Origin of the sequence: Pseudomonas simiae (assembly GCF_000934565.1) — a bacterium.
In the GTDB taxonomy this organism is placed as follows: Bacteria; Pseudomonadota; Gammaproteobacteria; order Pseudomonadales; family Pseudomonadaceae; genus Aquipseudomonas; species Aquipseudomonas simiae.
The window spans coordinates 4,998,980-5,020,349 of record NZ_CP010896.1 but is presented as its reverse complement, the minus strand read 5'-3'; the positions used below and the strand labels follow the sequence as shown (position 1 = coordinate 5,020,349).

Here is a 21,370-nt window from a genome sequence, read left to right as displayed (position 1 = left end):
GTGGGAGCACGGGGCGCTTCAAAAACCATAATAAAAATATCGGAGTGCTTCATGAAAACAACAATAAAGCTGGGCCTTGTTGCGTCTTGTCTGGGCCTGCCGTTCGGCGCTCAAGCCCTGGAATTTGCCGGTTACCTGCGCAGCGGCGCGGGTACTTCGACGGGCAGCGGCCCACAGCAATGCTTCCAGCTGCCAGGGGCGCAAACCAAGTACCGTCTGGGTAACGAATGCGAACAGTACGCCGAGCTGGAATTGCGCCAGGACCTGCTCACCCTCGATGACGGCTCAGTGCTCAGCGTCGATGCCATGGCATCGCTCTACAACAAGTACGACCGCGCGCTGAAGTTCCAGGGCGAAAACAACGGCTCGGCGCGCATGCCGCAGATGTATGCGCAGTGGTCCAACCTGCCCAGCCTCAATGGCGGTTCGCTGTGGGCCGGCCGGCGTTACTACAAACGTAACGACATCCATATCTCCGACTTCTACTACTGGAACCAGAGCGCCACGGGCGGGGGTATCGAGGACGTGCTGATCGGTGATCTCAAATACAGCTACGCTATTTCGCGCAAGGACAACCTGTACCAGAAGGAATACGCCACCCGTCACGACTTCAACGTCGCGGGCTTCAAGACCAACCCCGGCGGCGAGCTGGAGCTGGGTCTAAGCTACATCGAAAAAGCCGGCGGGCGTGACACCAACAGTGGTTGGGCGCTCACCGCGCAGCACGTGCAAAAGCCTTTCCTCGGTGGCAAGAACAAGTTCGCCCTGCAGTACGGCGAAGGCCCCGGCACCGGCCTGGGCTATACCGGCAATACCTTCCTGGATAAGAGCAGCAAAAGTTACCGCGCCGTGGAGTTTTTCGACTGGCAGGTAACCCCGCGTTTTGGTGGGCAGATCGAGGCGGTGTACCAGAAGGATATTCGTCCCGGCAGCCAGGATCAGACCTGGATGTCCCTCGGTGTACGCCCGGCTTACGCGATCAGCGAGCAGTTCAAACTGGTCACCGAACTTGGGCATGACCAAGTCGACGCCACCGGTGGCACGCGCAAGCTGAGCAAATTTACCTTCGCCCCGACCTGGTCGCCCAAAGGCCCGGAGTTCTGGGCCAGGCCGGAAGTGCGTTTGTACTACACCTATGCCACCTGGAACAAAGCGGCCAAGCGCGCGGCGAATGAATTGGCGGCGGGCTCGGCGTTGTCCGACACCGGTTCCTATGGCACGGCGCGGCATGGGTCGAATGTTGGCGTGCAAGTCGAATACTGGTGGAAGTAAATCTGTAAATGTACGCGGACTAAATGTGGGAGCGGGCTTGCTCGCGAATGCGGTGTATCAGGCGACACATGTATTGGATGACCCACCGCTTTCGCGAGCAAGCCCGCTCCCACATTTGATCTTCGTCATCCCAGGACTCACATCCACCCAATGATTTTTACAGAACAAAACAGCAGGTGAAGTCATGACCACAACTCAACCCCTGGAATTGCTGGCGCCCTTATCGGGTGTGCTGCTGGCGCTGGACAAAGTGCCTGATCCGGTTTTTTCCAGCCGCCTGATCGGCGATGGCCTGTGCATCGACCCTACGTCACAGACGCTTTGCGCGCCGCTGGCCGGGGTGATCAGCAATATCCAGGACAGTGGGCATGCGGTCAGTATCACTGACGACAACGGCGTCCAGGTGTTGATGCATATCGGCCTGGACACCGTGAACCTCGCGGGCCAAGGCTTCACCCGGCTGGTGCAGGAAGGCCTGCGGGTGGAGGCCGGGCAGCCGCTGATCGAATTCGATGCCGACTACGTGGCGCTCAATGCACGCAGTTTGCTGACGTTGATGCTGGTGGTCAGCGGCGAGCCATTCAGCCTGTTGGCAGACGGCCTGGTGGAAACGGGCCAGCCGCTGTTGCAGTTATCCCCAAGTGGAGCCGTCGAAGCAGTGGACGAGGAGGAGGGCGATGCGCTGTTCTCCAAGCCGCTGACCTTACCCAACGCCAACGGTCTGCACGCGCGCCCGGCAGCGGTGTTCGCCCAGGCGGCGAAGGGGTTCAACGCAAGCATTTACCTGCACAAGCAAACCCAGAGCGCCAACGCTAAATCGCTGGTGGCGATCATGGCGTTGCAAACCGTGCAGGGCGATACCTTGCAAGTGAGCGCGGCGGGGGAGGACGCCGAGGCGGCGATCAAGGCGTTGGTGGCCTTGTTGGCTGAAGGGTGTGGCGAGGCGGTGGTGAACGTTGCCGAGCCGGTCGCAACGCAGTCGTCGGCGACCTTGCTGCGGGGCGTGTGTGCATCGCCGGGCTCGGCGTTTGGGCAAGTCGTTCAAGTGACTGATCCGGAGCTGGTCATCACGGAGCAAGGCACCGGCGGAGCAACGGAACGTGCTGCTTTGACGCGTGGCCTGCTCGCCGCCAATGAAGCGTTGCAGGTGTTGCAGGACAAGGCTGCCGGCAGCGCCCAGGCAGAGATTTTTCGCGCACATCAGGAGCTGCTCGAAGACCCGACCTTACTGGAACACGCCCACCGCCTGCTGGGGGAAGGCAAGAGTGCCGCCTTTGCCTGGAACAGTGCAACGCTCGCCACCGTCACGCTCTTCCAGGGGTTGGGCAATGCACTGATCGCCGAGCGTGCGGCAGACCTGGCGGACGTCGGCCAGCGCGTGCTGAAACTGATCCTGGGTATTCAGGACAGTGCCTGGGATTTGCCGGAGCGCGCGATCCTGATCGCCGAGCAACTGACGCCTTCGCAGACGGCCAGCCTGGATACACGCAAGGTGCTGGGTTTTGTCACTGTCGCGGGTGGCGCGACCAGCCACGTCGCGATCCTCGCCCGCGCCCTGGGCCTGCCGGCTATTTGCGGTGTTCCGGCCCAGGTGTTGGCGCTGGCCAATGGCAAGCAGGTGCTGCTCGACGCCGACAAAGGCGAGCTGCACCTGGAGCCGAACCTGGCCGAGATCGAACAGTTGGAGGCCGCCCGCAAACACCAGGTGCTGCGCCATCAGCGCGACGTGGCGCAGGCATCTCTACCGGCCACCACCCGCGACGGCCATCACGTCGAAGTGACCGCCAACGTGGCCTCGTTGCAGGAAGTCGAGCACGCCCTGACCCTCGGCGGCGAAGGCGTTGGCCTGTTGCGTTCGGAGTTTCTCTACCTGGACCGCAACCGCGCGCCAAGCCCCGAGGAGCAAGCCGGCACCTACACCGCGATCGCCCGTGCCCTGGGCACCGAGCGCAACCTGGTGGTGCGCACCCTCGACGTCGGTGGCGACAAACCTTTGGCCTATGTGCCGATGGACGCCGAGACCAACCCCTTTCTCGGCCTGCGCGGTATCCGTTTATGCCTGGAGCGTCCGCAACTGCTGCGCGAACAATTCCGCGCGATCCTCGCCAGTGCCGGTTTTGCGCGGCTGCACATCATGTTGCCGATGGTCAGCCTGCTGTCGGAGCTGCACCTGGCACGCAAGATCCTGGAGGAGGAAGCGCTGGCACTGGGGCTCACTGAGTTGCCGAAGCTGGGCATCATGATTGAAGTGCCCTCGGCGGCGCTGATGGCGGACGTGTTCGCGCCCCATGTGGATTTCTTCTCCATCGGCACCAACGACCTGACCCAATACACCCTGGCCATGGACCGCGACCACCCGCGCCTGGCCAACCAGGCCGACAGCTTCCACCCGGCGGTGTTGCGCCTGATCGCCACCACGGTCAAGGCCGCCCATGCCCACGGCAAGTGGGTAGGCGTATGCGGCGCATTGGCCTCCGAAGCGCTGGCCGTGCCGGTGTTGATCGGGCTGGGCGTCGACGAGTTGTCAGTCAGCGTGCCGTTGATCCCCACCATCAAGGCCACTGTGCGCGAGCTGGATCTGGCTGACTGCCAGATCATCGCCCGCCAGGTGTTGGGCTTGGAAGAAGCCGCCGAAGTGCGTGAGGCCCTGCGCCAATATCACGCGGCTACTGTTGAATCCTCACCTGTCGTGGAGCACTGAGCATGTTCGAGAAATTACAGAGGGCATTCTGGAAAGCCCTGACGCCGGATTTGATTGCCGAGACCGTCACTGCGCCGAAGCAAAGTCTGTTGTCGGCCGAGGTGCTGAACGCGTTGGGTGGGGCGGATAACCTCAAGTCGCAGCAGCGCGTGGCGCTGACGCGGGTGAGGGTGCAGTTGCAGGATGTGGCGAAGATGGATGCTGCGGCGTTAAAGGCTGCGGGTGTTCCGGGGGGTATGGTGTTGGCAGATGGGGTGGTGCATCTGATCACCGGCCTCTAAGCCTAGTGGAGATCCAAATGTGGGAGCGGGCTTGCTCGCGAATGCGGTGTATCAGTCAGCCTGTGTAGCGACTGACTCACCGCTTTCGCGAGCAAGCCCGCTCCCACATTAGTCTTAGGGTGTTTGGGAGTGCGTCTTACAACTGCGGGTTATCTTCCGGCGGCTTGGTCTTATCCACACCCGGCACGTGCAGGTTGCCCTCAACCACCTGGTTACCCTCTAACTGTGGCTGCGTCACCCAGGTAAGAATGTCGTAATACCGCCGGATGTTCGCCACAAAATGCACCGGCTCACCGCCGCGCGCATAACCGTAGCGGGTCTTGCTGTACCACTGCTTCTGCGACAGGCGCGGCAGCATCTTCTTCACGTCCAGCCACTTGTTCGGGTTCAAGCCTTCGCGCTTGGCCAGCGTGCGGGCATCTTCCAGGTGGCCGGTGCCGACGTTGTAGGCGGCAAGGGCGAACCAGGTGCGATCCGGTTCGGCAATGCTGTCGTCCAGCTCGTCCTTGATCTTGGCCAGGTACTTGGCGCCGCCCATAATGCTTTGCTTGGGGTCCAGGCGGTTGGACACGCCCATCGCCTGGGCGGTGTTCTGGGTCAGCATCATCAAACCGCGTACGCCGGTCTTGGAGGTGACGGCCGGCTGCCACAGCGATTCCTGATAACCGATGGCGGCCAGCAGGCGCCAATCGACCTTTTCTGCCTTGGCATAGGCGCGGAAGTGTTTCTCGTATTTGGGCAAGCGCTGCTGCAGATGCTGGGCGAAGGTGTAGGCACCCACATAGCCGAGAACATCGACGTGCCCGTAGTAGCGGTCTTTCAGACGCTGCAACGTGCCGTTCTTTTCGACTTTATCCAGGTAGCTGTTGATTTCGTTGAGCAGGCTGTTGTCTTCCCCCGCGGCCACGGCCCAGCTCTGGTTGCTGGCGTTGCCCAGGTCGAACGCCACGCGCACGTTGGGGAAGTACACCTGGTTCATCGCCACTTCGTTGGAGTCCACCAGGGTCAGGTCGATTTGCCCTTCGTCCACCATGCGCAACAGGTCGACGACTTCAACGGCGTCGGATTCTTCGTATTCAATCGCAGGGTTCTGTTTTTTAAGCTCTGCCAGTTGTTCGGCGTGGGTGCTGCCCTTGAGCACCATGATCTTCTTGCCCACCAGGTCTGCCGCGTTGGTCGGGCGCGACTGGCCGTTGCGGTAGATGATCTGCGGGGTGACTTCCAGGTAGGGGTGGGAGAAACGTACCTGGGTCTGGCGCTGTTCGCTGCTGACCAGGCCGGCCGCCGCGAGAACCGGGCCATTGGGTTTGCCCAGTTGGCCGAACAGGTCGTCGAGGTTGTCGGCGGTCTCAATCTCCAGTTTCACGCCCAGGTCATCGGCGAAGCGCTTGACCAGTTCGTATTCGAAACCGGTTTCACCGTTGCGGTCCTGGAAATAGGTCGCCGGACTGTTCCGGGTGACCACCCGCAATACGCCATCCTCCTTGATTCGCTCGAGCGTGCTGGGTTTATCAACACAGGCGCTGAGCATCAGGAAGAGTCCGGTGGCGATGAGCCATTTGGCGCATCGCGGGCGCAAAGCAGTTGGGGAGAACATCTGCGCAGTATACGCAAACGGCCCACGGCGCCATATCTCGACAGCGCGGGTCTTGTCTGCTAGCGCCGGCAAAACTGTGCTGCAGCCCGCAGAAACGGGGCTTGGCGAGGGATTGTGACGGTTAAAATAACTGCGCCGAATGCCCGGCCTGGCCCCTCGAAAGGGGTGTAATCCAGCCAACTGACGTCCGGCAGCAGCCACCGGTAGCGTTTCGGGTGCCGTTGGCGGCGGTTTACGCTAGAATGCACGGCCTCAAAGCACACCCCCTTCCCGAGGCTGTCCCGAAGATGTTGATCCTGCGCGGCGCTCCTGCCCTTTCTGCCTTTCGCCACAGCAAACTCCTTGAGCAACTGAGCCAAAAGGTTCCAGCTGTTACAGGCCTGTACGCTGAATTTGCTCACTTCGCCGACGTTACCGGCGTATTGACCGCCGACGAACAGCAAGTGCTGGCACGCCTTCTGAAGTACGGCCCAAGCGTTCCGGTTCAAGAGCCTAACGGCCGCTTGTTCCTGGTTCTGCCGCGGTTCGGCACCATCTCGCCCTGGTCGAGCAAGGCCAGCGACATCGCCCGCAACTGCGGCCTGGAGAAAGTCCAGCGCCTGGAGCGGGGTATCGCTTTCTACGTCGCCGGCCAATTCAGCGATGCCGAAGCCGAGCTGATCGCCAGCAGCCTGCACGACCGCATGACCCAGATCATCGTCAGCCAGCTGGAACAGGCTGGCGGTCTGTTCAGCCACGCCGAGCCCAAGCCGCTGACCGCGATTGACGTGCTTGGCGGTGGCCGCGCCGCCCTCGAGAAGGCCAACACCGAGCTGGGCCTGGCCCTGGCCGAAGACGAGATCGACTACCTGGTCAACGCCTTCAACGGCTTGAAGCGCAACCCACACGACATCGAACTGATGATGTTCGCCCAGGCCAACTCCGAGCACTGCCGTCACAAGATCTTCAACGCCAGTTGGGACATCGACGGCGAAAGCCAGGAAAAAAGCCTGTTCGGCATGATCAAGAACACCTACGTGATGCACAGCGAAGGCGTTCTGTCGGCTTATAAGGACAACGCTTCGGTGATCGTCGGCTCCGTCGCCGGCCGTTTCTTCCCGGACCCTGAGACCCGCCAATACGGCGCGGTGCAGGAGCCGGTGCACATCCTCATGAAGGTTGAAACCCACAACCACCCGACCGCAATTGCTCCGTTCCCGGGTGCAGCCACCGGTTCCGGCGGCGAGATCCGCGACGAAGGTGCCACCGGCCGTGGCGCCAAGCCGAAAGCTGGCCTGACCGGTTTCACCGTGTCCAACCTGCAGATCCCAGGCTTCGAACAGCCATGGGAAGTGCCGTACGGCAAGCCCGAGCGCATCGTCACCGCGCTGGACATCATGATCGAAGGCCCGCTGGGCGGTGCTGCGTTCAACAACGAATTCGGCCGTCCTGCCCTGACGGGTTATTTCCGTACCTTCGAACAATCGATCACCACCCCACGTGGCGATGAAGTGCGCGGTTACCACAAGCCAATCATGTTGGCTGGCGGCATGGGCAACATCCGTGAAGAACACGTCAAGAAAGGCGAGATCCTGGTCGGCTCCAAGCTGATCGTCCTCGGCGGCCCGGCGATGCTGATCGGCCTGGGCGGCGGCGCGGCTTCCTCCATGGCCACGGGTACCAGCTCGGCGGACCTGGACTTCGCTTCCGTACAGCGCGAAAACCCAGAAATGGAGCGCCGCTGCCAGGAAGTCATCGACCGTTGCTGGCAGTTGGGTGACAAGAACCCGATCAGCTTCATCCACGACGTCGGTGCCGGTGGTTTGTCCAACGCCTTCCCGGAACTGGTCAACGATGGCGACCGGGGTGGCCGTTTCGAACTGCGCAACATTCCAAACGACGAGCCGGGCATGGCCCCGCACGAAATCTGGAGCAACGAATCCCAGGAGCGTTACGTTCTGGCGGTTGGTGCAGAAGACTTCGCGCGCTTCCAGGCCATCTGCGAGCGCGAGCGCTGCCCGTTCGCCGTGGTCGGCGAAGCCACTGCTGAGCCGCAGCTGACTGTGACGGATAGCCACTTCGGCAACAGCCCAGTGGACATGCCGCTCGAAGTGCTGCTGGGCAAAGCCCCGCGCATGCACCGTTCTGCGGTTCGTGAAGCCGAGCTGGGCGATGATTTCGACCCAAGCCAACTGGAACTGGCCGACAGCATCGAACGCGTGCTGCACCACCCGGCTGTGGCGAGCAAAAGCTTCCTGATCACCATTGGCGATCGCACCATCACCGGCCTGGTGGCCCGTGACCAAATGGTTGGCCCTTGGCAGGTTCCGGTGGCTGACGTTGCCGTCACCGCCACCAGCTTCGACGTTTACACCGGTGAAGCCATGGCCATGGGCGAGCGTACGCCGCTGGCCCTGCTCGACGCTCCGGCGTCGGGCCGCATGGCCATTGGTGAAACCCTCACCAACATCGCGGCTTCGCGCATCGGTAAATTGTCCGACATCAAACTGTCGGCCAACTGGATGTCCGCTGCCGGTCACCCAGGTGAAGACGCGCGCCTCTACGACACCGTCAAGGCTGTCGGCATGGAGCTGTGCCCTGAGCTGGGTATCACCATTCCGGTGGGCAAGGACTCCATGTCCATGGCCACCCGTTGGAACGAAGACGGCGTCGACAAGACGGTCACTTCGCCGCTGTCGCTGATCGTCACCGGTTTCGCACCGGTCACCGACATCCGTCAGACCCTGACCCCGCAATTGCGCATGGACAAGGGCACCACCGATCTGATCCTGATCGACCTGGGCCGTGGCCAGAACCGCATGGGCGCGTCGATCCTGGCACAGACCCATGGCAAGCTCGGCAAGCAGGCACCGGACGTCGATGACGCCGAAGACCTGAAAGCCTTCTTCGCCGTGATCCAGGGCCTGAATGCCGACGGTCACCTGTTGGCTTACCACGACCGTTCCGATGGCGGCTTGCTGACCAGCGTTGTCGAGATGGCCTTCGCCGGTCACTGCGGCCTGAACATCGTGCTCGACAGCGTTGCCGAGGATGCCTCCGAAATCAACGGTATCCTGTTCAACGAAGAGTTGGGCGCCGTGATCCAGGTTCGCCAGGACGCTACCCCGGACGTCCTCGCCCAATTCAGCGCCGCTGGCCTGGATGACTGCGTGGCGGTGATCGGCCAGCCGATCAACAACGGCGAGATCAACATCTCGTTCAATGGCGACACCGTGTTTGCCGGCCAGCGCCGCTTGCTGCAACGCCAGTGGGCCGAGACCAGCTACCAGATCCAACGCCTGCGTGATAACGCCGACTGCGCCGAGCAGGAATTCGACGTGATCCTGGAAGAAGATAACCCGGGCCTGAGCACCAAGCTCAGCTTCGACGTCAACCAGGACATCGCCGCGCCTTACATCAAGAAAGGCATTCGTCCACAGGTTGCCGTACTGCGTGAGCAGGGCGTCAACGGCCAGGTGGAAATGGCGGCCGCGTTCGACCGCGCCGGCTTCAATGCGATCGACGTGCACATGAGCGACATCCTCGCCGGTCGCGTTGACCTCAATGCGTTCAAAGGCCTGGTGGCCTGCGGTGGTTTCTCCTACGGCGACGTGCTGGGTGCCGGCGAAGGCTGGGCCAAGTCGGCCCTGTTCAACAGCCGTGCCCGCGACGCGTTCCAGGGCTTCTTCGAGCGCAACGACAGCTTCACCCTGGGTGTGTGCAACGGTTGCCAGATGATGTCCAACCTCAGCGAACTGATCCCGGGCAGCGAGTTCTGGCCGCACTTTGTGCGCAATCGGTCCGAGCAGTTCGAAGCCCGTGTCGCCATGGTGCAGGTGCAGGAGTCCAACTCGATCTTCCTGCAAGGCATGGCCGGTTCGCGCATGCCAATCGCCATCGCCCACGGCGAAGGCCATGCCGAGTTCGCCAGCGAAGAAGCACTGCTCGAAGCTGACTTGTCCGGCACCGTGGCCCTGCGCTTCGTCGACAACCACGGCAAGGTCACCGAGACCTACCCGGCCAACCCGAACGGCTCGCCGCGCGGGATCACCGGCCTTACCAGCCGCGACGGTCGCGTGACCATCATGATGCCGCACCCGGAGCGTGTATTCCGCGCTGTGCAGAACTCGTGGCGTCCGGAAGAGTGGAACGAAGACGGCGCCTGGATGCGCATGTTCCGCAACGCCCGCGTGTGGGTGAACTAAGGCCGTGTACAAGCTCAGCTTCTTCGTGCCCGACAGCCACGTGGAGACGGTGAAAACCGCCGTCTTCGCCGCTGGCGGTGGGCGCATCGGCAACTATGACAGCTGCGCCTGGCAAGTGCTGGGTCAGGGCCAATTTCGCGCGTTGGACGGCAGTCAGCCGTTTATCGGGCAGGTGGGCCAGGTTGAAGGCGTTGAAGAGTGGAAGGTTGAGCTGGTGGTGGCGGATGAGTTGATCGTGGCTGTCGTGGCTGCACTCAAGCTTAGCCATCCGTATGAGACACCGGCGTATGAGGTGTGGCAGTTGGCGGATTTTTAATTCGCTCGCTGTATAAACAAGAAACCCGCTGGGCCAGTTTGGCCAGCGGGTTTTTTGTTGGCTGTGAGGGCCTATTCGACGTGCTCGCGAAGGCGTCTGCTCAGACACTTTCCTACAAACCGTTCAGGTTGTCCCTCGGCACCCATCTCCCTAGCCTCCCTGCTTTGCATTGTCTCAGTGGTGGAATGTTATGAGTCTGACGACCAGAACTGATATGCGGCTATTGCATGGCGTGATGTATCACATCACAATCGCGCCATGATCGTTAGTTGGAAACATAAAGGCCTTCGCATCTTTATGAAACGGGCTCAACGAAAGGGATCAACGCCAACCACGTGCATCGCTTGCGCCGTGTCTTGCTGATTTTAGATAGCGCGACTCATTGGGGCGATCTGGAACTGCCAGGTGGGCGCTTCCATCGCTTGAAGGGGGATCTTGTCGACTGCTGGTCAGTGAGCATCAGTGGTAACTGGCGCATCATTTTTCGCATGTATGACGATCAAGTCGAGCTGGTCGACTATCTGGATTACCACTGAGAAGGGGTCTGCTTATGGGGATGCACAATCCTCCTCACCCAGGGGAAATACTGCTTGAGGATGTTATTCCCGGGCTGGGGATGACGATCACTGAGGTGGCTCGACGCCTGGGTTTCGCGAGGGAAACCTTTTCAAGAATTCTTCATGGGCATGCGCCTGTTAGCCCTGATCTCGCTGTACGGCTTGAGCGCGCAGGCATCAGCAAGGCCCAGATGTGGCTTTCAATGCAGAGCAGTTATGACCTGTGGCAGGCGGAGCATAGAGAACAGCCTGTTATTGAGCGGTTTGCTCGGATTGAGTAACCGAGATTAAAGAACCCGGCGTTAGCCGGGTTTTCGTTGCTCGCGAAGAGGCCTTTTCAAACGATGAAGCTTTAAGCGCTCGCCCCGATCTGCTGAGCACCGACCAACCGCTCAAGTGCCTCACCCAATCCTGTGGCCTTGTCACCAATCAACAGGTGCCAAACACCGCTTTCCAGCTGGCTCACACCTTGGCAACCCAGTGCGGTGAGATCAGCTTCAGACAACCCCGAATCATCCCCCAACTCCACCCGCAACCGGGTCATCGCCACCGCTTCCAGCTGGCGCACATTCCCTCGGCCACCCAGCGCATTCAGCCATTTCTCGGCCTCCTGAACATTCACTGCAACTGGCTTTTCCACAGGCGCAACCACTACAGGCGCTGCTGCAACAAACCCTGGCATCGCCAAGCGAATCTCATCAGCAATACTGTCCGCCATCGGCCCGACCACCACCTGCAAGCTGCCGCCGTTACCTGGTCGAACGACTGCCATGGCACCCAGCGCTTTCAGCTCCGCATCCACCGCTTTGTTACGATCAACCATGTCCAACCGTAGGCGCGTGGTGCAGGCGCCGACGCTCAGCAGATTCTGCGCACCACCCAGCGCCTGAATGTAAGCCGTGGCCCGCTGGTTATCACTCATCGCTTCAGCCTGCACCACCTGGGTATCTTCCCGGCCCGGTGTCTTCAGGTTGAAACGACGGATGCAGTAGTTGAACACGCTGTAGTAGATCAGCGCATAGGCCAGGCCGACCGGGAATACCAGCCAGCCATTGGTGGACTTGCCCCAACCCAGCACCATGTCGATAAACCCACCGGAGAAGGTAAACCCGAGGTGGATATTCAACATATTGGTGACTGCCATCGACAGGCCCGTCAGCACCGCGTGGATCAGGTACAGGAACGGTGCGAGGAACATGAACGCAAATTCAATCGGCTCGGTCACCCCGGTCAAGAACGAGGTCAACGCCATGGACAGGAAAATCCCGCCCATCACTTTACGGCGCTCGGGCAAGGCGTTGCGGTACATCGCCAGGCACGCGGCGGGCAGGCCGAACAGCATCACCGGGAACATGCCGGTCATGAATTGGCCGCCTTTGGGGTCGCCGGCGAAGTAGCGGGTCAGGTCGCCGGTCACTACCGCGCCGGTCACTGGGTCTGTGAAGCTGCCGAATACAAACCAGGCCATATTGTTGAGGATATGGTGCAGCCCGGTAACGATCAGCAGGCGGTTGAACACGCCAAACACAAAGGCGCCCAGGCTGCCGCTTTCCATCAGCAACACGCCAAAGCTATTGATGCCGTGCTGGATCGGCGGCCAGATCAAACCAAAGATCACGCCCAGCCCAACTGCCGAAAAGCCGGTGACAATCGGCACAAACCGTCGCCCGCCAAAGAACGCCAGATACTCCGGCAGCTTGATGTCCTTGAAGCGGTTGTACAGCCCACCCGCCATCAGGCCGCTGGCGATACCGGCGAGCATCCCCATGTTGATGGACGTGTCCATGACCTTGAGCGTGGAGACCATCACCAGGTAACCAATCGCACCGGCCAAACCGGCCGTGCCGTTGTTGTCGCGGGCAAAACCCACCGCGATGCCGATGGCGAAGATCAGCGCCAGGTTGGCGAAGATCGCCTGCCCCGCGTCGTGCATCACCGCGATGTTCAAAAGATCGGTGTCGCCCAGTCGCAGCAGGAGGCCGGCGATCGGCAGGATCGCGATCGGCAGCATCAGTGCACGGCCCAGGCGTTGCAGGCCTTCGATGAAATGTTGGTACATGGCGAGACTCCTTTTTTCTTGTTGTTGTCAGCTCAGCGGCCAGTGGTGTTGACAGGCTTGGCGAACGGCCTTGGCACTGCTCAGGTCGAGCAGGCCTTGGCTCAGTTGCCGGCATTGCGCCGCGTCCAGGTGGCGGACGCGGTCCTTGATTTCTGCGATCTGCGGCGGGCTCACCGACAGCTCGCTGACCCCCAGTCCCACCAATACCGGCGTAGCCAACGGGTCGGAGGCGAGGGCGCCACATACGCCGACCCAACGCCCGTGTTTCGTCGCGCCTGCACAGGTCTGGGCGATCAGCCGCAGCAGCGCCGGGTGCAGGGCATCGACCCGAGCGGCGAGGCCGGCGTGGTCGCGGTCCATGGCCAGGGTGTACTGGGACAGGTCATTGGTGCCGATGGACAGGAAGTCCGCATGCTTGGCCAAGTGTTCGGCCATCAGCGCAGCGGCGGGCACTTCGATCATCACCCCCAGTTCGGGGCGCTGGGTCAGCTCCAACTCCACGCACAGCTCATCCAGGCGCTGGCGGATCTGCAGCAGCTCATCCACTTCGCTGACCATCGGCAATAGAATGCGGCAACGCTCCAGTGGAGACACTTGCAGCAGCGCGCGCAGTTGCTGGTCTAGCAGCTCCGGGCGCACCTGGGCCATGCGGATACCGCGCAGGCCCAGCACCGGGTTGGCCTCGACCGGCAGCGGCAGGTAGTCGAGTTGCTTGTCGCCGCCCACGTCGATGGTGCGGATGATCACTGACTTGTCGCCCATGGCATCCAGCACGGCTTGGTAGGCGTGGCGTTGTTCCTGCTCATCCGGTGCGGTGCGGCGGTCGACGAAGAGAAACTCGGTGCGCAGCAGGCCGACCCCATCGGCACCGTTTTCAAACGCCACCTGGGCTTCGGCGCTGGAGGCGACATTCGCGGCGACCTCGATACTCACGCCATCCGTTGTGCGCGCCGGCTCCTGGGCTTGGGCCTGTTGCTGCTGGCGCCGCAGTTTCTGCGCGTCGCGAATCTGGTGCACTTCGGCGTGACGCGCTTCGGTGGGCTCCAATTCCAGACGGCCGTTGACGGCGTCGAGTACCACGCGTTGGCCTTGGGGCACGTCGAGAACTTCGGCGCCCAACGCCACCACACAGGGCAAGCCTTTACCGCGGGCCAGAATCGCCACGTGGGATGTGGCGCCGCCTTCGGCCATGCAAATGCCGACGGCGTGTTGCGCACTCAGTTGCAGCAGGTCAGACGGGGTCAGTTCATGGGCGCTGACAATCGATCCGGCGGGCAATTCGAAATGCCAGGCTTCACCGAGCAGCGCGCGCAATACGCGTTGCTGCAAATCCCGCAGATCGTTGGCACGTTCGGCAAACAGTGGTTTGCCCAGGGCCAGCAACACCGCGCATTGCGCCTGGATTGCATCGCGCCAGGCATGGGTGGCTGCGCTGCCTTGTTCAATTGAACGGGTCGCGGCTTCCAGCAGATTGGGGTCTTCCAACAGAGCGAGGTGGGCGGCGAAGATGTCCTCTTCCTCGACGTTCTTGCGCTGGCGGGCATGCGCCAGAGTGCTGCGAATTTCGCTGCGTACTTGCTCCAGGGCGGTGTCCAGGTGTTGCAGTTGTTCGTCGGCAGAGTGGTTGCCGACGTCTGCCGGCAATTCGATGCCGGTCAGGCGGAACAACGGCCCGCAGACCAGGCCCGGCGCAGCACACACACCTTGCAGCACGCCGGCTTCGGTATGCGCTCGGCGTGGGGGGGCAACGACAGGGACGTGGTGTTCTTCCTTGATGACGGCTGACAACGCCGCGACCAATGCCTGCAATGCGGCTTCGGCGTCTTTGCCGCGACAGGTCACGCGTACTTCGTCCCCTTCGCCAATACCCAGGCCCATCAAGCCGATCAGGCTGTCACAGGACGCCGATTTATCACCGAAATGCAGCTGTGCCTGGCTGCTGAAGTCCTGGGCGGTCTTGCGAATCAACGCTGCCGGACGCGCGTGCAAACCGCCACGATGCGTGATGCGTACGCTGGCGCTGACGTCAGCTTCCGAGTTATCCACAGCGGTTTGAACCGCTGCCGCCGAACGCGCCACGATCTGCAACAACGGCTCGCCGACCTTGACCTTTTGCCCGGCCACCGCACGCAATTCAAAGCGCTCGCCATTGGTCAGGATGATCAGGCTGACCAGGCTCTTGCACTGACGCGCAATGCGGTCCAGGTCAAACTGCACCAACGCCTGGCCCTTGCTCACCCGTGCGCCGTCCTTGACCAGCAAGGCAAAGCCTTCGCCATTCAGTTCCACCGTGTCGATGCCCACGTGCATCAGCACCTCGGCACCGTTCTCGGCGCGAATCGTCAGGGCGTGCCCGGTACGCGCGACATGGATGATCACGCCGTCACAGGGCGCGTACAGGCAATCGTTCAAGGGGTCGATAGCAATACCATCGCCCATCGCGCCGCTGGCGAACACTTCGTCGGGAACGTTGCCCAGGGTCAGCACTGGCCCGCTTAACGGTGCGCTGAGGGTCAATTCATTATTGTTGTAGGACATGGGCACGGTACTCATCAGGAAAACGCCACTCAGTGAGTGCGGGTAACTTTGCTCAGGTGGCGCGGCTGGTCAGGGTCCATGCCCCGAGCGACCGCCAGGCCTGCAGCCATGATGTAGAAACTCTGAATCGCCAGGATCGGGTCCAGGGTCGGGTGTTCGGCGCGGCTCAGGGTCAGGTCGCGCTCGGCGATATCATCCGGTGCGGCGAGCAGCACGCGGGCGCCGCGTTGACGCATGTCGGCGGCCAGGCTCAGCAAGCCGGCTTGCTCGGCGCCGCGCGGGGCGAAGACCAGCAGGGGGTAGTTGTCGCCAATCAGGGCCATCGGGCCGTGACGCACTTCGGCGCTGCTGAAGGCTTCGGCCTGGATCGCCGAGGTTTCCTTGAGCTTGAGTGCGGCTTCCTGGGCAATGGCAAAACCGGCGCCACGGCCGATGACCATCAGTTGCTGGCAGTCGCGCAGGGCCTCGATGGCAACCGTCCAATCCTGCTTGGCAGCGGCACGCAGGTCATCGGGCAGGGCGCGGCACGCTTGCAGCAACTCGGTTTCCTGATTCCAGTGGCCGATCAACTGCGCGCTGGCGCTGAGGGTGGCGATAAAGCTTTTGGTGGCGGCCACGCTCTGTTCCGGCCCGGCGCACAGCGGCACATGGAATTCGCAGGCGGCTTCCAGCGGCGAGTCTTCGGCGTTGACCAGCGAAATGCTCAGGGCACCGCGCTTGCGCAGCAGGCGCAGGCTGTTGACCAGGTCCGGGCTCTGGCCCGACTGGGAGAAGCCAAACGCGACTTGGCCGCTGACTTTCATCGGCGCTTGCAACAAGGTCACCACCGACATCGGCAACGACGCCACCGGAATGCCTACATGCTGCATGGCCAGGTAGGCGAAGTAACTCGCGGCGTGGTCCGAGCTGCCACGGGCGATGGTCATCGCCACTTGCGGCGGCTGGCGGCGCAGGCGGCCGGCGACTTCTTCCAGCAGCGGGTCCAGGCGTTGCAGTTGAGCGGCGACGGCGTCGCAGGAGGCCAGGGCCTCTTCAAGCATTTTTGAAGTCAATGGTTTCTCCTTCGACCATTACGTCGGTGAGTGTCAGGGAGCGGTCCAGGCGCACGCAGTCGGCGAAGCTGCCGGGTTGCAAGCGGCCGCGTTCTTCCAGGCCCAGGTAGTCCGCAGGAAATTGCGACAGGCGTTGTGAGGCTTCGCTGATGGGCAGGCCGATTTTCACCAGATTGCGCAGCGCCTGGTCCATGGTCAGGGTGCTGCCGGCCAGGGTGCCGTCGGCCAGGCGTACGCCGCCCAGGCATTTGGTCACGGTATGGCTGCCCAGCTTGTATTCGCCGTCGGGCATGCCGGCGGCGGCGGTGGAGTCGGTGACGCAGTACAGGCACGGGATCGAGCGCAGGGCCACACGCATGGCACCGGGGTGAACGTGGAGCAGATCCGGGATCAGTTCGGCAAATTTGGCATGAGCCAGGGCGGCGCCGACGATGCCCGGTTCGCGGTGATGCAACGGGCTCATCGCGTTATACAAATGGGTAAAGCTGGTGGCGCCGGCGGCGAGGGCGGCGACGCCTTCTTCGTAGCTGCCCAGGGTGTGGCCGATCTGCATGCGCACGCCGCGTTCGCTGAGGGCGCGGATCAGACCGTCATGGCCGGCGATCTCCGGCGCGATGGTGATCACGCGGATCGGTGCCAGGCGCAGGTAGGCTTCGACTTCGGCCATCAGTGCGGTGTGGGCGAAGTTAGGTTGGGCGCCGAGTTTTCCGGGATTGATGTAGGGCCCTTCCAGGTGTACGCCGAGTACACGGGCGCTGCCTGCAGGGCGCCGCTCGCAGAACGTGCCGAGCTGACCGAGCACGCGGGAGATTTCCTCCACCGGTGCGGTCATGGTGGTGGCCAGCAACGACGTGGTGCCAAAGCGCACGTGGGTGCGGGTGATGGTTTCGAAAGCCGCGCCGCCTTCCATGATGTCTGCGCCGCCACCGCCATGCACGTGCAGGTCGATAAAGCCCGGCAGCAGGTAGGGCAAGTCGTTTTCAGCCGGGTCGCACGGTGTGCCTTCAATCGCAATCACCTTACCGTGCTCGTGCACCAGGCGGCCGCGAATCCAGCCGTCGGGCGTGAGGATGTTGTCTTCGGACATGGGCAGTTCTCTAAATTCGCAGTTCAGCGGAATAGTCGTGGCGGCGCAGTTCTGCGACGAAGTCGTAGTAGTCGTTGCGGCAGTAGGTGTCGGTGATTTCGATCGGCGTGTTGTCGGCGGTGTAGCCAACCCGGGTCATCAGCAGCATGGCGGTGCCGGGGGCGATGCCCACCAGGCGCGCGAACTCGTCCGAGGCGTTGATCGCCTGCACATGCTGCAAGGCGCGGACGATAGGTTTGCCGATGCTTTCAAAGTATTCGTACAACGAACTGCCCAGGGCTTGCGGCTGCGGCAGCACCGAGGCTGGGACGACGGTCATTTCGATCGCCATCACGGTGTCATCGGCTTTGCGCAGGCGCTTGAGTCGCGCCACTTTGTCGCTGGTCGACAGGCACAGGCGGATCAGTTCTTCGTGGGTCGGCGGGGTGATGTCGCGTTCCAGCCATTGCGAGCTGGGCACAAAGCCTTTGAGGCGCAACATCTCACTGAAGCCCGACAAGCGTGACAGCGGTTGTTCCAGGCGCGGCGTGATAAAGGTGCCGGAACCCTGGCTGCGGCGAATCAGGCCTTGGTCGAACAGCACTTCGAGGGCTTTGCGGGCGGTGACCCGGGAAATGCTCAGTTGCTCACTGAGAGCCCGTTCCGATGGCAGTGCCTGTTCGGACGTCCACTGGCCGGCATGGATCGCCGCTTCGAGCTTGCGCGCCAATTGCAGGTACAGCGGCGTGGATTGTTTGTCGTCGGGGCGCAGGCCCAGGATGGGATTCATCTGTCAGGTTTCCGATGCGGTTATTGGAGTGTTGTCGCCCGGTATTGGCCGGAAATTAATACCACTTAAATACCATGTCAATGCAGCCAAAACGGTGCAAACGCCGGTTTCAGGGCGCTGCAATTGGGCTTGGTATCAAGTGGTATTAGAGAGGTCTATATCGCGCGCAGAACTGCAAAGCCCGCGGGAGTGAACTGGTATTCACCCGCGGGTGCGGGGCAGGGCGGGAAATATTTTCGAATTATTTTACGAACGGTACGAGATTACGGACGAATCTCGATGAGGGTGCCGTCTTTGACCAGGTTCCACACTTCGCGCATATCCACGTTGCGCATGCCGATGCAGCCGTCGGTCCAGTCCAGGGTGTGGAACCATTGTTCCGGGTAATCCTCGGTATCCGGCGTGCCGTGGATCATGATCATGCTGCCGGGGCTCACGCCTTCGCGGCGGGCACGGGCGGCGTCGCTGATGTTCGGGTAGGAAATGTGCATGGCGAGGTTGAAGCGGTCGCTGGTCTTGCGCCAGTCGATCCAGTAGAGGCCTTCCGGCGTGCGGCGATCACCCTCGATCAGCTTATGGCCCTTGGGGTTCTTGCCCAGGGAAATGCGGTAGGTCTTGAACGGCTTGCCGTCGTTGATCAGCTGCAATTGGTGGGCGGACTTGAGCACCAGGACTTTTTCGACAGGCTTGCCGCCCAGGGTTTGCACCGTGGAGGCCGATGACAGGGTAGCGAACGACAGGCAGATAAGAGCAAGCAACCAACGCATTAAAACGGTATCCCCTTAAAGGCCATCTGCCGGAGTGTTATTGGGCGGGCTTGCCCAGCGGCGGCACGGCCTCGCTGCGCACCGGGTACGACTGAAGCCTGCGGTCAGCGAAAAAGCATTCTAGGGTACGCCCGACCGTGCGGAAAGCCAGCTCGGACCAAGGGATGTCGGCTTCGTCGAACAACTGCACTTCCAGGCTCTCGGGGCCGGCGGCAAACTCCAGGTCGAGCAGGTCGGCGCGGTAGAAGATATGCACCTGGTTGATATGTGGCACGTCGATCAGAGTGTAAATATTCATGTTGTGCACGCGGGCGCAGGCTTCTTCCAAGGTTTCGCGCATGGCGGCCTGTTCCACCGTCTCGCCGTTTTCCATGAAACCGGCGGGCAGGGTCCAGTAGCCCAGGCGCGGTTCGATGGCGCGGCGGCACAACAGCACTTTATCGCCCCACACTGGCACGGTGCCAGCGACGATATTGGGGTTCTGGTAGTGAATGGTCGAGCAGTGATCGCACACAAAGCGCAAGCGGCCGTCGCCTTCGGGGATGCGTTGGGTAACCGGTTTACCGCACTGGCTGCAGAAATTCATGCTGGGGTTCCTGGAAAGTGCGTCTATCTTGGCGTGACGGGCAGGGCGCTGCAACAAGTTGTCGTTTAGCGACACCACGCGGGTTTTGGGGTTGGGCGCCCGCGTGCTTTGGTGCATGATGCAAGGTAGCCAACAGACCGAGATGACTCATGCTGGACGAGCTACTTCGCCGGGTAACCAATCACACCCCCCACACGCTGGAAACCGATGGGCGTTTCCCCGAGGCCGCGGTGCTGGTGCCGATTACCCGCAGTGACGAACCTGAGCTGATCCTGACCCTGCGTGCCAGCGGCTTGTCGACCCACGGCGGTGAAGTGGCCTTTCCTGGCGGGCGCCGCGACCCCGAAGACCCGGACCTGATTTTCACCGCGCTACGTGAAGCCGAAGAAGAGATAGGCCTTCCACCCGGCCTTGTGGAGGTCATTGGCCCATTGAGCCCATTGATCTCCCTGCACGGTATTCGGGTTACGCCGTATGTCGGCGTCATCCCCGACTACGTCGAATACCTGGCCAACGATGCCGAGATCGCCGCCGTTTTTAGCGTGCCGTTGGACTTCTTCCGACAGGACCCGCGCGAACATACCCACAGGATCGATTACCAGGGACGTAGTTGGTACGTGCCCAGTTATCGGTTCGGCGAATACAAGATCTGGGGGCTGACGGCGATCATGATCGTCGAGTTGATCAATCTGCTCTATGACGACGCCCAGATCAGCCTGCACCAGCCCCCCAAGAGTTTCATCAACATCTAAGCCATCGCTTGAATGGCAATGCCGTGAGGAAACACCATGAAATACCGCCTGGGCGACGCCCGCGTCGAGACTCACCCTCAGAGCTGGGTGGCACCGAATGCCACGCTGGTGGGCAAGGTCAAGCTGGAGGAGGGCGCCAACGTCTGGTTCAACGCGGTGTTGCGTGGCGACAACGAACTGATCCTGATCGGTAAGAACAGCAACGTGCAGGATGGCAGTGTGATGCACACCGACATGGGCTACCCGCTGACCCTGGGCACCGGTGTGACCATCGGTCATAACGCGATGCTGCATGGTTGCACGGTGGATGATTACAGCCTGATCGGTATCAACGCGGTGATCCTCAACGGCGCCAAGATCGGCAAGCACTGCATCATCGGCGCCAATTCACTGATCGGCGAAGGCAAGGAAATCCCCGATGGTTCACTGGTGATGGGCTCGCCGGGCAAAGTGGTGCGTGAATTGACCGACGCGCAGAAACGCATGCTCGAAGCCAGCGCTGCGCACTATGTGCATAACTCTCAGCGTTATGCGCGGGATTTGGTAGAGCAGGAAGAATGAACCCGATTGAACGCCCCGTCGCCTCGCCGTGCGTGAGTATCTGCGCGTTGGACGATGACGATATTTGCACCGGCTGCCAGCGTACCGTAGATGAAATTACGCGCTGGAGCCGCATGGATAACGCCGAGCGCCGGGTCGTGTTGGGGTTGTGCCATGAGCGGGCGGTGGCGAGTGGATTGGTGTTTATGGCTTCCGGGAAATCTGGCGGCGGATAGACCGCTATCGCAGGCAAGCCAGCTCCCACATGAATGCATTCAAAATGTGGGAGCCGGCTTGCCTGCGATGAGGCCC

17 protein-coding genes and 1 pseudogene are annotated in these 21,370 nt (G+C 61.7%); 10 read left to right on the top strand and 8 right to left on the bottom strand.

From position 1 onward, the window contains the following. Window positions 1-51: 51 nt before the first annotated feature. The 3 genes from PF1751_RS22785 to PF1751_RS22775 all read left to right on the top strand — a co-directional run bounded on the left by PF1751_RS22785 (window position 52) and on the right by PF1751_RS22775 (window position 4,254). The gene (locus PF1751_RS22785) at window positions 52-1,272 is read left to right on the top strand and encodes a maltoporin (RefSeq protein WP_010207947.1); all 1,221 of its coding nucleotides are present in this window, start codon (window positions 52-54) and stop codon (window positions 1,270-1,272) included. A 184-nt stretch (window positions 1,273-1,456) separates the two neighbouring features. Beyond that, the gene (gene ptsP / locus PF1751_RS22780; protein ID WP_044287832.1) at window positions 1,457-3,973 is read left to right on the top strand and encodes a phosphoenolpyruvate--protein phosphotransferase; all 2,517 of its coding nucleotides are present in this window, start codon (window positions 1,457-1,459) and stop codon (window positions 3,971-3,973) included. Between the two features lie 2 nt (window positions 3,974-3,975). Continuing rightward, the gene (locus PF1751_RS22775; RefSeq protein WP_010207949.1) at window positions 3,976-4,254 is read left to right on the top strand and encodes a PTS sugar transporter subunit IIB; all 279 of its coding nucleotides are present in this window, start codon (window positions 3,976-3,978) and stop codon (window positions 4,252-4,254) included. 136 nt (window positions 4,255-4,390) lie between these two features. Here the strand turns inward: PF1751_RS22775 and mltF are convergent, their stop codons facing one another. Then, the gene (mltF, locus tag PF1751_RS22770; RefSeq protein WP_010207950.1) at window positions 4,391-5,851 is read right to left on the bottom strand and encodes a membrane-bound lytic murein transglycosylase MltF; all 1,461 of its coding nucleotides are present in this window, start codon (window positions 5,849-5,851) and stop codon (window positions 4,391-4,393) included. Between the two features lie 287 nt (window positions 5,852-6,138). Here mltF and purL point away from each other — a divergent pair, with 287 nt between their 5' ends. From purL to PF1751_RS22750, 4 genes and pseudogenes are all read left to right on the top strand, one after another. Beyond that, a complete protein-coding gene (gene purL / locus PF1751_RS22765; RefSeq protein ID WP_044287830.1) occupies window positions 6,139-10,035 on the top strand; it encodes a phosphoribosylformylglycinamidine synthase in 3,897 nt (1,298 codons plus the stop codon). A 4-nt stretch (window positions 10,036-10,039) separates the two neighbouring features. Then, complete coding sequence (locus PF1751_RS22760) at window positions 10,040-10,351, top strand: YqfO family protein (protein WP_010207954.1); 312 nt, start codon at window positions 10,040-10,042, stop codon at window positions 10,349-10,351. 258 nt (window positions 10,352-10,609) lie between these two features. Then, window positions 10,610-10,887, top strand: a pseudogene (locus PF1751_RS22755) (type II toxin-antitoxin system RelE/ParE family toxin). 14 nt (window positions 10,888-10,901) lie between these two features. Beyond that, window positions 10,902-11,189, top strand: a complete 288-nt coding sequence (locus PF1751_RS22750; protein ID WP_010207958.1) for a HigA family addiction module antitoxin — start codon at window positions 10,902-10,904, stop codon at window positions 11,187-11,189. Window positions 11,190-11,260: 71 nt separating this feature from the next. Here PF1751_RS22750 and nagE read toward each other — a convergent pair whose 3' ends face one another. From nagE to PF1751_RS22715, 7 genes are all read right to left on the bottom strand, one after another. Then, the gene (gene nagE, locus PF1751_RS22745; protein ID WP_042571208.1) at window positions 11,261-12,967 is read right to left on the bottom strand and encodes an N-acetylglucosamine-specific PTS transporter subunit IIBC; all 1,707 of its coding nucleotides are present in this window, start codon (window positions 12,965-12,967) and stop codon (window positions 11,261-11,263) included. Window positions 12,968-12,994: 27 nt separating this feature from the next. Next, window positions 12,995-15,505 carry a phosphoenolpyruvate--protein phosphotransferase gene (gene ptsP / locus PF1751_RS22740; RefSeq protein WP_010207960.1) on the bottom strand — a complete coding sequence of 837 codons (2,511 nt, stop codon included), beginning with the start codon at window positions 15,503-15,505 and terminating at the stop codon, window positions 12,995-12,997. A 29-nt stretch (window positions 15,506-15,534) separates the two neighbouring features. Then, on the bottom strand, window positions 15,535-16,557 hold the full coding sequence (locus PF1751_RS22735; protein WP_029529045.1) for an SIS domain-containing protein: 1,023 nt from the start codon (window positions 16,555-16,557) through the stop codon (window positions 15,535-15,537). Next, the gene (gene nagA / locus PF1751_RS22730) at window positions 16,538-17,644 is read right to left on the bottom strand and encodes an N-acetylglucosamine-6-phosphate deacetylase (RefSeq protein ID WP_010207962.1); all 1,107 of its coding nucleotides are present in this window, start codon (window positions 17,642-17,644) and stop codon (window positions 16,538-16,540) included. Before nagA ends, PF1751_RS22735 begins: the two co-directional genes overlap by 20 nt. Before the next feature lie 10 nt (window positions 17,645-17,654). Then, the gene (locus tag PF1751_RS22725) at window positions 17,655-18,413 is read right to left on the bottom strand and encodes a GntR family transcriptional regulator (protein WP_010207963.1); all 759 of its coding nucleotides are present in this window, start codon (window positions 18,411-18,413) and stop codon (window positions 17,655-17,657) included. Between the two features lie 263 nt (window positions 18,414-18,676). Next, window positions 18,677-19,180: a L,D-transpeptidase family protein gene (locus PF1751_RS22720; RefSeq protein WP_021492263.1), complete on the bottom strand. Its 504-nt coding sequence runs from the start codon at window positions 19,178-19,180 to the stop codon at window positions 18,677-18,679. A gap of 37 nt (window positions 19,181-19,217) precedes the next feature. Continuing rightward, window positions 19,218-19,766: an NUDIX hydrolase gene (locus PF1751_RS22715; protein WP_010207968.1), complete on the bottom strand. Its 549-nt coding sequence runs from the start codon at window positions 19,764-19,766 to the stop codon at window positions 19,218-19,220. Window positions 19,767-19,915: 149 nt separating this feature from the next. Between PF1751_RS22715 and PF1751_RS22710 the strand changes: the two genes are divergently transcribed. Genes PF1751_RS22710 through PF1751_RS22700 form a run of 3 tightly spaced genes read left to right on the top strand, consistent with a single transcriptional unit; the run spans window position 19,916 to window position 21,294 of the window. Then, on the top strand, window positions 19,916-20,518 hold the full coding sequence (locus PF1751_RS22710; RefSeq protein ID WP_010207970.1) for a CoA pyrophosphatase: 603 nt from the start codon (window positions 19,916-19,918) through the stop codon (window positions 20,516-20,518). Window positions 20,519-20,554: 36 nt separating this feature from the next. Continuing rightward, window positions 20,555-21,079, top strand: coding sequence for a gamma carbonic anhydrase family protein (locus tag PF1751_RS22705; protein ID WP_010207972.1), 525 nt, complete (start codon window positions 20,555-20,557; stop codon window positions 21,077-21,079). Continuing rightward, on the top strand, window positions 21,076-21,294 hold the full coding sequence (locus PF1751_RS22700) for a DUF1289 domain-containing protein (protein ID WP_010207973.1): 219 nt from the start codon (window positions 21,076-21,078) through the stop codon (window positions 21,292-21,294). Before PF1751_RS22705 ends, PF1751_RS22700 begins: the two co-directional genes overlap by 4 nt. The last annotated feature ends 76 nt before the right edge of the window (window positions 21,295-21,370 follow it).